Annotated in this window: 9 protein-coding genes; all 9 read left to right on the top strand. The window is 67.5% G+C overall.

The annotated features are described in order from the left end of the window. The first annotated feature begins 341 nt into the window (after positions 1 to 341). The 9 genes from typA to ACWGH4_RS20635 all read left to right on the top strand — a co-directional run bounded on the left by typA (position 342) and on the right by ACWGH4_RS20635 (position 11,837). Positions 342 to 2,249, top strand: coding sequence for a translational GTPase TypA (gene typA, locus ACWGH4_RS20675; protein ID WP_307708112.1), 1,908 nt, complete (start codon positions 342 to 344; stop codon positions 2,247 to 2,249). 413 nt (positions 2,250 to 2,662) lie between these two features. Further along, positions 2,663 to 4,279 carry an ABC transporter substrate-binding protein gene (locus tag ACWGH4_RS20670; protein WP_441264021.1) on the top strand — a complete coding sequence of 539 codons (1,617 nt, stop codon included), beginning with the start codon at positions 2,663 to 2,665 and terminating at the stop codon, positions 4,277 to 4,279. Between the two features lie 127 nt (positions 4,280 to 4,406). Then, entirely contained in the window at positions 4,407 to 5,336 is a 930-nt protein-coding gene (locus ACWGH4_RS20665) for an ABC transporter permease subunit (protein ID WP_441264022.1), read from the top strand. Then, entirely contained in the window at positions 5,329 to 6,300 is a 972-nt protein-coding gene (locus ACWGH4_RS20660) for an ABC transporter permease (protein WP_453462853.1), read from the top strand. Before ACWGH4_RS20665 ends, ACWGH4_RS20660 begins: the two co-directional genes overlap by 8 nt. 14 nt (positions 6,301 to 6,314) lie before the next feature. Further along, positions 6,315 to 7,373, top strand: coding sequence for an ABC transporter ATP-binding protein (locus ACWGH4_RS20655; protein ID WP_453462850.1), 1,059 nt, complete (start codon positions 6,315 to 6,317; stop codon positions 7,371 to 7,373). Then, a complete protein-coding gene (locus ACWGH4_RS20650) occupies positions 7,366 to 8,514 on the top strand; it encodes an ABC transporter ATP-binding protein (RefSeq protein WP_307708116.1) in 1,149 nt (382 codons plus the stop codon). Before ACWGH4_RS20655 ends, ACWGH4_RS20650 begins: the two co-directional genes overlap by 8 nt. A 120-nt stretch (positions 8,515 to 8,634) precedes the next feature. Continuing rightward, positions 8,635 to 9,120 (top strand): GNAT family N-acetyltransferase, encoded by a 486-nt coding sequence (locus ACWGH4_RS20645; protein ID WP_453462846.1) that lies wholly within the window; start codon positions 8,635 to 8,637, stop codon positions 9,118 to 9,120. A 76-nt stretch (positions 9,121 to 9,196) separates the two neighbouring features. Then, a complete protein-coding gene (locus ACWGH4_RS20640) occupies positions 9,197 to 10,141 on the top strand; it encodes a GNAT family N-acetyltransferase (protein ID WP_453462843.1) in 945 nt (314 codons plus the stop codon). A gap of 67 nt (positions 10,142 to 10,208) precedes the next feature. Then, positions 10,209 to 11,837, top strand: coding sequence for a peptide ABC transporter substrate-binding protein (locus ACWGH4_RS20635; RefSeq protein WP_453462840.1), 1,629 nt, complete (start codon positions 10,209 to 10,211; stop codon positions 11,835 to 11,837). Positions 11,838 to 11,872: the final 35 nt, after the last annotated feature.

Genomic DNA, 11,872 nt, shown 5'->3' with positions numbered 1-11,872 from the left:
CCTCAGAACTGGCTCAATTACCTTGCCCGCCGGCAGCGCCGGCGGGCAAGCTCGTGCCGATTCTTCGACCCAGGCTCGCCCCACGCATTCCCCCGCACCACCTTCGTACCGGCAGCCTCCCCACCTGCCCGTGTGCGCCGCCTCCGCCGGGCCTCCCGGCACCGCCCGGAGCCCCTGCCGCGGCGTGATCCCCGCCTCGTTCGTCCCGGACCCGATCGTTCCGGGAGGCCCGGGTCCCGGCGGCCCCGTACCATGGGACAAGCCGTGGCGTGTCCGCCCGGCGGGCGGACGAGGATCACATCCAACGCCCGATCCCACGATCGAGAGAAGCGCCAGCCAGCATGCCCACGCGCCACGACATCCGTAACGTTGCCATCGTCGCCCACGTCGACCACGGCAAGACCACCTTGGTCGACGCCATGCTGAAGCAGGCCGGTGCCTTCGCCGCGCACGCCGCGGAGCAGCTCGACGACCGCATGATGGACTCGAACGACCTGGAGCGTGAGAAGGGCATCACGATCCTGGCCAAGAACACCGCCGTGAAGTACCACCCCAAGGACGGCGGGGCCCCGGTCACCATCAACATCATCGACACCCCCGGCCACGCCGACTTCGGCGGCGAGGTGGAGCGCGGTCTGTCGATGGTGGACGCGGTCGTCCTCCTCGTCGACGCCTCCGAGGGTCCGCTGCCGCAGACCCGCTTCGTGCTGCGCAAGGCGCTCGCCGCGAAGATGCCGGTCATTCTCTGCATCAACAAGACGGACCGTCCGGACTCCCGGATCGCCGAGGTCGTCGACGAGACGTACGACCTGTTCCTGGACCTGGACGCGACCGAGGAGCAGATCGAGTTCCCGATCGTCTACGCCTGCGCCCGTGACGGCGTCGCCTCGCTGACCAAGCCGGAGGACGGCACCGTCCCGGCCGACAGCACCAGCCTGGAGCCGTTCTTCAGCACGCTGCTCGAGACCGTCCCGGCCCCGGAGTACGACGAGTCCGCGCCGCTGCAGGCTCACGTCACGAACCTGGACGCCGACAACTTCCTCGGCCGTATCGCGCTGCTCCGCGTCGAGCAGGGCGAGCTGCGCAAGGGCCAGACCGTGGCCTGGATCAAGCGCGACGGCACGATCTCCAACGTCCGCATCAGCGAGCTGATGATGACCGAGGCGCTCACCCGCAAGCCGGCCGAGGTGGCCGGCCCCGGTGACATCTGCGCCGTCGCCGGTATCCCGGACATCATGATCGGCGAGACGCTGGCCGACCCGGAGAACCCGATCGCGCTGCCGCTGATCACGGTCGACGAGCCGGCGATCTCGATGACGGTGGGCACCAACACCTCGCCGCTGGTCGGCCGGGGCGGCACCGGAAAGGGCGCCGACGCGAAGTCCGCGGTCAAGGACCGTAAGGTGACCGCCCGTCAGGTCAAGGACCGGCTGGACCGCGAGCTGATCGGTAACGTCTCGCTGCGCGTGCTGGACACCGAGCGTCCCGACGCCTGGGAGGTGCAGGGCCGCGGTGAGCTGGCGCTGGCGATCCTGGTCGAGCAGATGCGCCGTGAGGGCTTCGAGCTGACGATCGGCAAGCCGCAGGTCGTCACCAAGCTGGTCGACGGCAAGGTCCACGAGCCGGTCGAGCGCATGACGATCGACGTGCCCGAGGAGCACATGGGCGCCGTCACCCAGCTCATGGGCGTCCGCAAGGGCCGCATGGACAACATGTCGAACCACGGCTCCGGCTGGGTCCGCATGGAGTTCGTGGTCCCGTCCCGCGGCCTGATCGGCTTCCGTACGGAGTTCCTGACGAACACCCGCGGCACCGGTATCGCGCACTCCATCCACGAGGGCCACGAGCCCTGGTTCGGTCCCCTGCAGACCCGGAACAACGGCTCGCTCGTCGCGGACCGCTCCGGCGCCGTCACCGCGTTCGCGATGACGAACCTTCAGGAGCGCGGCGTGCTGTTCACCGAGCCCGGCACCGAGGTGTACGAGGGCATGATCGTCGGCGAGAACTCCCGCTCCGACGACATGGACGTGAACATCACCAAGGAGAAGAAGCTCACCAACATGCGCTCCTCCTCGGCCGATTCGTTCGAGGCGATCGTCCCGCCGCGCAAGCTCTCGCTGGAGCAGTCGCTGGAGTTCTGCCGTGACGACGAGTGCGTCGAGGTGACCCCGGAGGCGGTGCGCATCCGCAAGGTCGTCCTGGACCAGAAGGAGCGCGGCCGCGCGGCTTCGCGTGCCAAGCACGGCTGACGGTAAAGCTCTGGAAAACCGCTGAACGCACGGCCCGGCCCTCCGCAGAGACTGTGGAGGGCCGGGCCGTTCGTCAACTCCTTTTCATGCTCCGAGTGTCCGGATATCGGCCGTCGCACTCCGGAACATGTGTTAACGGTCCGTTTCGCGGGTGTCTGTCTGGGATCGCTTTGTCCGGATTTCGGGCTGGAGTCCCTCTCTGATGTTGTCAAAACGAGACCCTTTAGGTGTGGTTTACAAGCCTGTCCTACTTAATAGTTGGCTCCATTGAGCTCGGGTCAATGGGTCATGCGCTGTGGGGAGCGCCGACTCACGAGCACACTCGGGGTACTTGACGAGCGCTGTCAGGGGTGTCAGCGCGCGTAGAACGGTGCCCCTCTTGTAGTGACAAGTGGACTCATGAGGAGGAACCCATGCGTGGTGCCAAGAGCGCCAAGTGGGTCGCGGGAGCGATCGTTGTCGCCCTGGCGGCCACTGCCTGTGGTGGCGGCAGCGGTGAAGAGGGCAAGAAGAACCCGGCCGGCAAGCCTGCCGGTTACGTCTCGATCGACGTCGGCGAGCCGCAGAAGCCGCTGATCCCGGCCGACACGAACGAGACCAACGGCTCGTACGTGATCCAGTCGCTCTTCACGCAGCTGCTGGACTTCGACGCCAAGGGCGAGATCGTCTACACCAACGCCGAGTCGGTGGAGACGACGGACTCCAAGACCTGGACCGTCAAGCTGAAGTCCGGCTGGAAGTTCCACAACGGCGAGGCCGTCACCGCGCAGTCGTACGTCGACGCGTGGAACTGGTACGCGAACATCAAGAACAACCAGCAGAACAGCTTCTGGTTCGCGGACATCGCCGGCTACGACGACGTGCACCCCGAGAAGGGTGACCCGAAGGCCGACAAGATGTCCGGTCTGAAGGTCGTGGACGACACCACCTTCACGATCGAGCTGAAGGACAAGGTCCCGTACTTCAACTACAAGCTCGGCTACGCGACGTTCGCGCCGCTGCCGAAGGTCTTCTTCGACGACCCGAAGGCGTTCGGCCAGAAGCCGGTCGGCAACGGTCCGTACAAGTTCGAGAAGTGGACCCACAAGAAGCTGATCCAGGTTGCGGCCAACCCTGACTACCAGGGCCCCAACAAGGCGCAGAACAAGGGCATCCAGTTCAAGAACTACGCGACCCTCGAGGCCGCGTACCAGGACGTCGTCTCCGGCAACCTGGACATCATCCGCCAGGTCGGCCCGACGGACCTGCCGAAGTACAAGCAGGACCTGGGTGACGGCGCCATCGAGCAGCCGTACGCGGCCATCCAGTCGCTGGTCCCGGCGTTCTACAGCAAGACGTTCAAGGACATCGACCCCAAGGTCCTCCAGGGTCTGTCCATGGCGATCGACCGTGAGACGATCACCAAGACCGTCCTGAACAACACCCGTACCCCCGCGACGAGCTTCACGCCGCCGCAGGTCAAGGGCAACCAGGACCTGGGCACGGACGTCTTCACGTTCAACCCGGCGAAGGCCAAGCAGCTCATCACCGAGGGCGGCGGCGTCCCGGAGAACAAGCTGTTCATCCAGTACAACAGCGACGGTGGCCACAAGGAGTGGGTGACCGCGGTCTGCGAGTCCATCCGCAAGGCGACCGGTGTCGACTGTGTCGGCGACGCCAAGCCGGACTTCCCCACGGACCTCGAGGCCCGTGACAACGACCAGGTGAAGTCGATGTACCGCGGTGGCTGGGTGGCCGACTACCCCGTCAACGTGAACTTCATCAAGGAGCTGTACCACACCAACGCCGAGTCCAACAACGGTCGTTTCTCCGACAAGGAGATCGACAAGATGATGGAGGACGCGGACAAGGCCAGCTCCCTGGAAGACGCCGTGAAGGGCTACCAGGCGGTCGAGAAGAAGCTTCTCGAGAAGATGCCGGCCATCCCGCTGTGGTACTACCGCATCAACGGTGGCCACGGTAAGGGCGTCGACAACGTCGCGGTCGACTTCCACGGTGACCTCGAGCTCACCGGAGTCACCGTCAAGTAAGCGCCTGCGGGCCTCATCCCCACTCGGCCGTCACCCGCCGCCGTCGGACATCCGGCGGCGGCGGTGGTCCGGGGGCCGTCCCGTGCGGACGGCCCCCGGACCCAGTTAACCCCTCACGGAGGCACCCATGGGGCGCTACGTCGCACGACGACTGCTCCAGATGATCCCGGTGTTCATCGGGTCAACCTTTTTGATCTTCGCCATGATGTTCGCGCTGCCCGGCGACCCCGTCAGAGCGCTCATGGGGGACCAGGCTTTCGACCCCGCCGTGGTCGAGGCCATTCGCCATGACCGCGGTCTCGACCTGCCGCTGTGGCAGCAGTACCTGAAGTACCTCTTCGAGCTGGTTCAGGGGAACTTCGGCACGGAGATCGCGAGCCAGCGTCCCATCGCCGACATCATCGCGCAGGCGTTCCCGGTCACCATCCGGCTCACGCTCTTCGCGTTCACCTTCACGGTGATCGTCGGCATCGGCCTCGGCATCATCGCGGGTCTGCGTCCCGAGTCCGTGCGGGACCGAGGGCTCCTCGCCCTCACCCTCGTGCTGATCTCGATGCCCTCCTTCGTGCTGGGCTACCTGATGCAGTACCTGTTCGCCTTCAAGTGGGGGGTGACCACCCCGACCGTGCAGGACTCCGAGAGCTTCGGAGACCTCCTCCTGCCGGCGATCGTCCTCGGTTCGCTGTCGCTCGCCTACGTGGCACGACTGACCCGTACCTCCATGGCGGAGAACCTGCGCGCCGACTACATGCGCACGGCGGTCGCCAAGGGCCTGCCGCGCCGCCGGATCATCGGTGTCCACCTGATGCGCAACTCGCTCGTCCCGGTGGTCACCTTCCTCGGCACCGACATCGGCAACCTGATGACCGGCGCCATCGTCACCGAGGGCATCTTCAACGTCCAGGGCGTCGGTGACGCGATCTACGAGGCACTCTTCCGCCGCGAGGGCGCGACCGTCGTCGGCATCGCCTCCCTGATCGTCCTCGTCTACCTGCTCGCCAGCCTGCTCGTCGACCTGCTTTACGCGGTCCTGGACCCGAGGATCCGGTATGCCTGAGAAGACCGCAGCCACCGCGGCGTCCACCGGGGCCGAGAAGGTCACCAGCACCGCTGCCGCTCCCGACACCGCACTGGTCGCCAAGGCGCCCAAGCCGGACAAGGCGCGCAGCCTGTGGTCCGACGCCTGGCACGACCTGCGCCGCAACCCGCTGTTCCTGATCTCGGCGGGTCTGATCGTCCTCCTCGTCGTCATCTCCGCGTTCCCGAGCCTGTTCACCAGCGCCTCGCCGCGCGACGCCGACCTGGCGAACCACTACCTCGGCCAGCCGAACTGGACCCACTTCTTCCAGCCGGACTGGTTCGGTTACGACGGCCAGGGCCGCTCGATCTACGCCCGTGTCATCTACGGCGCCCGCGCCTCGATCATCGTCGGCGTCGGCGTCACCGCCCTGGTGACGCTCCTCGGCACCCTGGTCGGCATGATCGCCGGTTACTTCGGCGGCTGGATCGACACCCTGCTGTCCCGCCTCACCGACATCTTCATGGGCATCCCGTTCCTGCTGGGCGCCCTCGTCGTCCTCACCAGCTTCGAGAAGCGCGCCATCTGGGTCGTCATCCTTGCCCTGGTGTTCCTGGGCTGGACCCAGATCGCCCGTGTCGCCCGCGGTGCGGTCATCACCATCAAGCAGGCGGACTACGTGGTGGCGGCCAAGGCGCTCGGCGCCTCGACCACCCGCATCCTGACCCGGCACGTCCTGCCCAACGCGCTCGCGCCGATCATCGTCGTCGCGACCATCGCCCTCGGCGGCTACATCGCCGCGGAGGCGACGCTGTCCTTCCTCGGTGTCGGTCTCGCCGAGCCGACGGTCTCGTGGGGCGTCGACGTGTCCAGTGGACGTGAGCAGCTGCGCAACGCACCCCACGTGCTGATCATCCCGTCGGTGATGGTCTCGATCACGGTGCTCTCGTTCCTGATGTTCGGCGATGCGGTTCGCAACGCCCTCGACCCCAAGCTGCGCTGAGGAGGGCGTACGACGTGACCATCATCGAAGAAACAGCAGGCGTCCCGGCGCCCCGCGCGGGCGGCGAGGCCTCCGGTCCGCTGCTCGAAGTGCGCGACCTGCATGTCGAGTTCCACACCCGTGACGGTGTCGCCAAGGCAGTCAACGGCGTCAACTACAGCGTCGACTCCGGTGAGACGCTGGCCGTCCTCGGCGAGTCGGGCTCCGGCAAGTCGGTCACCGCCCAGGCCATCATGGGCATCCTCGACATGCCGCCCGGCAAGATCCCGCAGGGCCAGATCCTCTTCCGCGGCCAGGACATGCTCACCATGAGCAACGAGGAGCGGCGGAAGATCCGCGGCCGGAAGATCGCGATGATCTTCCAGGACGCGCTGTCCTCCCTCAACCCGGTCCTCTCCGTGGGCTACCAGCTCGGCGAGATGTTCCGGGTCCACCAGGGCCTGTCCAAGAAGGACGCCAAGGCCAAGTCCATCGAGCTGATGGACAAGGTGAAGATCCCGGCCGCCAAGGCCCGGGTCGGCGACTACCCGCACCAGTTCTCCGGCGGTATGCGCCAGCGCATCATGATCGCCATGGCCCTGGCTCTCGAGCCGGACCTGATCATCGCCGACGAGCCGACCACCGCGCTCGACGTGACCGTCCAGGCGCAGGTCATGGACCTGCTCGCGGAGCTCCAGCGCGAGTACAACATGGGCCTGATCCTGATCACCCACGACCTCGGCGTCGTCGCCGACGTCGCGGACAAGATCGCCGTGATGTACGCGGGCCGGATCGTCGAGACCGCCCCCGTGCACGAGCTGTACAAGCGGCCGGCGCACCCGTACACCCGGGGTCTGCTCGACTCGATCCCGCGCCTGGACCAGAAGGGCCAGGAGCTGTACGCGATCAAGGGCCTGCCGCCCAACCTGCTGAAGATCCCCAGCGGTTGCGCCTTCAACCCGCGCTGCCCCAAGGCGGACGACATCTGCCGTACGGAGATCCCGGCGCTGGCTCCGGTGACCGAGCAGGACGGCACCGATCTGCCCGGCCGCGGCAGCGCGTGCCACTTCTGGAAGGAGACGATCCATGGCTGAGCTCAAGAAGACGAACGAGGCCGTGGACGCGACCCCGAACGTGACCGAGGTGGAGACCGTCGAGGTCACCTCCGAGGAGGCTGCCGTCGCGGCGCTCGACGCGACCGTCGAGCGCGGTGAGCCGATCCTTCAGGTGCGCAACCTGGTCAAGCACTTCCCGCTGACCCAGGGCATCCTGTTCAAGCGTCACGTCGGCGCGGTCAAGGCCGTGGACGGGATCTCCTTCGACCTCTACCAGGGCGAGACGCTCGGTATCGTCGGCGAGTCCGGCTGTGGCAAGTCCACCGTCGCCAAGCTGCTGATGACGCTCGAGAAGGCGACCGCCGGCGAGGTCTTCTACAAGGGCCAGGACATCACCAAGCTGTCAGGGCGTGCGCTCAAGGCCGTGCGCCGCAACATCCAGATGGTGTTCCAGGACCCGTACACCTCGCTCAACCCGCGTATGACGGTCGGCGACATCATCGGCGAGCCCTTCGACATCCACCCCGAGGTGGCACCGAAGGGTGACCGGCGCCGCAAGGTGCAGGAGCTGCTGGACGTCGTCGGTCTCAACCCGGAGTACATCCACCGCTACCCGCACCAGTTCTCCGGCGGTCAGCGCCAGCGCATCGGCATCGCCCGCGGCCTCGCGCTCAACCCGGAGATCATCATCTGCGACGAGCCGGTCTCCGCGCTGGACGTGTCCGTCCAGGCGCAGGTCGTCAACCTGATGGAGAAGCTCCAGGACGAGTTCAACCTCTCCTACCTCTTCATCGCCCACGACCTGTCGATCGTCCGGCACATCTCGGACCGGGTCGGCGTGATGTACCTCGGCAAGATGGCGGAGATCGGCACGGACGTGCAGATCTACGACCACCCGACGCACCCCTACACCCAGGCGCTGCTGTCGGCGGTCCCGGTCCCGGACCCCGAGGCACGCGAGGGCCGGGAGCGGATCATCCTCACCGGTGACGTCCCGTCGCCGGCGAACCCGCCTTCGGGCTGCCGCTTCCGCACCCGCTGCTGGAAGGCGGAGGACAAGTGCGCCACCGAGGTGCCGCTGCTCGCGGTCCCGGAGCGCTTCAAGGGCCAGGACACCCCGGCCGCGCACGAGTCGGCGTGCCACTTCGCCGAGGAGAAGGACGTCGTCCACGCGGCGTAGTCCCCTCTGTTCGGCGCGAGGCGCCCGTTCCCTCCGGGGAGCGGGCGCCTTCGCCGTGCCCGGAGGAAGGCGGCGGAAAAGACTTTGCGCCCGCGGGGACCGGCACCGGAAGGTGTCCGGATGGACCACTTGACCGACCGGACCGGCCGCCGCATCACACTGTGCCCGGTCGACGACGCCAACTGGCGGGCCGTCGCGGACATCGCGCCGCGTGACGAGCAGCGGACCTTCGTGGCGGCCCTCGCCGCCCGGTACCTCCTGCTGTCGATGCGCGGCGGCGTCTGGACCTCGCTCGGTGTCCTCGCCGACGACACGGTGGTCGGCCATGTCATGTGGGCGTACGACGACGAGGACGGGACCCACTGGGTCGGGGGCCTGATCGTCGACGCGGACGAGCAGGGCAGGGGCGTGGGCCGGCAGGCGATGACCGCGCTGATCAGGATGCTGTCCGAGCGTCCTGACTGCCGGGAGATACGGCTGTCCTACCACCCCCGCAACACCGGCGCGGCGAAGCTCTACAGCGCCCTCGGCTTCATCCCGACCGGGGAGTTCGAGGACGACGAGACCGTCGTCGGCCTCGCGGTCCGACAGAGCCCCGCCGGCTGAGCCCCCCCGCCGACCGGGCCGCCGAGGCGGCGAAAATCCGTTGCGAGGGCGGGGCCGGGGCGCGAACAGTGGCGGCATGCCACTCACCGTCCGGCCCGCGACCCTCGCGGACGCACCCTTCATATGCGCCCTGCTGAACGCCCTCGACATCGAGGAGATCGGTCGGGCGGACACCGAACTGCACACGGTCGAGACCGACCTCGCCCACCCCGAGGTGGACCTCGCCCAGGACTCCTGGCTGGTGCACGAGGACGGTGACCTGGTGGCGTACGGGATCCTCTGGAGCGATTCAGGCGACGGTGACATCGGCGTCGACCACTATGTGCTCCCCGGCCGGCCGGACGCCGCCGTGCTCGTGCTGGAGCGCATCGAGGAGCGCGCGGCCGCCAAGGCGGCCGCGGCCGGCGCGGCGCGGGCCGTGCTCCATCTGAACCTCACCGTCCGGACCACGCTGGACACCGGGCTCCTCGACGCCCGCGGCTGGCGCACCGTGCGCCGCCACCAGGTCATGACCCGGCCGCTGAGCGAGGCGGACCGGATTCCGGAGCCGCCCGCCGGTGTGAGGCTGCGCGACTGCGCCGCCGACGCCGACCACCGGATCGCCCACGCCCTGGTGGAGGAGACCTTCGCGGGGCACTTCGACCACCACCCGCGGACCTACGAGCAGTGGCTGGCCGACACCGGGCCACGGGACCGGTCCCTCATGTGGATCGCGAGCATCGAGGGCGAAGGCGACGTGGCCGTCCTGCTGACGAGGAACGACAAGGACGCCATGGGGTGGATCGGGAACCTCGGCGTACGGAGGCAGGCGCGCGGCCGTGGCCTCGGCAGCCATCTGCTGCGCCATGCCTTCGGCACGTACGCCGCCCGCGGCCGGGACACCATCGGCCTGGCCGTGGACACACAGAACGAGAGCCGCGCACTTTCCCTCTACGAGGCGCACGGGATGTCTTTGTTCTATGCGATCGACACCTGGGAGCTGGTCCTGACGGTGTCTCCGGCCTCCGCGCGGGTGTGCTGAAAATGCGTTAGATCCTTTATGGGGTGATATTGGGCCCAAGTCTGACTTGGGATCTAGGAGGCACTCCATGCGCGGAGCCACGCACGCGAAGTGGGCCGCATGCGCGATCGCCGTCGCCCTCACGACGGCGGCCTGCGGCGGCGGAAGCGACAGCGGCGGCAGTGGTGCCGACGGGATCGTGAGTTCCTCCTGGGGCGACCCGCAGAACCCCCTGGAGCCCGCCAACACCAACGAGGTGCAGGGCGGCAAGGTCCTCGACATGATCTTCCGCGGGCTCAAGCGGTACGACCCCAAGACGGGCGAGGCCCAGGACATGCTCGCCGAGCGCATCGAGACCAAGGACTCCACCAACTTCACCATCACCGTCAAACCGGGCTGGAAGTTCAGCAACGGCGAGGACGTCACAGCCAGGTCCTTCGTGGACGCCTGGAACTACGGCGCCCATCTGAGGAACAATCAGCGCAACGCCTACTTCTTCGGCTACATCGACGGGTACGAGCAGGTCCACCCCGAGAAGGGCCGGCCGAGCGCGCAGACGATGTCCGGGCTCAAGGTCACCGGCGACCGCACCTTCACCGTCAAGCTGTCGCAGAAGTTCTCCACCTGGCCCGACACCCTCGGCTACGCGGCCTTCGCCCCGCTGCCCAGGGCGTTCTTCGACGACCACGACGCCTGGCTCGCCAAGCCCGTCGGCAACGGCCCCTACCTCGTCGACTCCTACGCCAGAGGCTCCCAGATGTCCCTGCGCCGCTGGGACGAGTACAACGGGCCCGACAAGGCACAGAACGGCGGCATCGACCTCAAGGTCTACACCGACAACAACACCGCCTACACCGACCTGATCGCCGGCAACCTCGACCTGGTCGACGACGTGCCCGCCTCCCAGCTGAAGAACGTGAAGGCGGACCTCGGCGACCGGTACATCAACACCCCCGCCGGCATCATCCAGACCCTCGCCTTCCCCTACTACGACAAGGCGTGGAACACGCCGGACGGGGCGAAGGTCCGCACCGGTCTGTCGATGGCGATCAACCGCGAGCAGATCACCGACACCATCTTCCAGCAGACCCGCACCCCCGCGAAGGACTGGACCTCCCCGGTGCTCGGCGAGGAGGGCGGCTTCGACCCGACGCTGTGCGGCAAGGCCTGCGAGTACGACCCCGCGGAGGCGAAGCGGCTGATCGCCGAGGGCGGCGGCCTCCCGGGCGGCCGGATCACCCTCACGTACAACGCGGACACCGGGTCGCACAAGGACTGGATCGACGCCGTCTGCAACTCCATCAACAACGCTCTGGGCAACGACAGGGCCTGCGTCGGCAACCCGGTCGGCACCTTCGCCGACTTCCGCAACCAGATCACCCAGTCCAAGATGTCGGGCCCCTTCCGGGCCGGCTGGCAGATGGACTACCCGTTGATCCAGAACTTCCTCCAGCCGCTCTACTACACCAACGCCTCCTCGAACGACGGCAAGTGGAGCAACAAGAAGTTCGACGACCTCGTCGACAAGGCCAACGCGGAGAGCGACCCGGCCGCGGCCGTCGCGACGTTCAAGGACGCGCAGAAGGTCGTACGGGACGAGATGGCCGCCATCCCGCTCTGGTACCAGAACGGCAGCGCCGGCTACTCGGAGCGCATCTCGAACGTCGCGCTCAACCCGTTCAGCGTCCCCGTCTACGAAGAGATCAAGGTCAACTGACGGCCGAAGGCACCCGGCCCGGCGCGCCCGCGGCG

It is taken from the genome of Streptomyces sp. NPDC054847 (assembly GCF_053610925.1).
The sequence above is the reverse complement of the archived record's forward strand: the minus strand, read 5'-3'. Positions and strand labels throughout refer to the sequence as shown.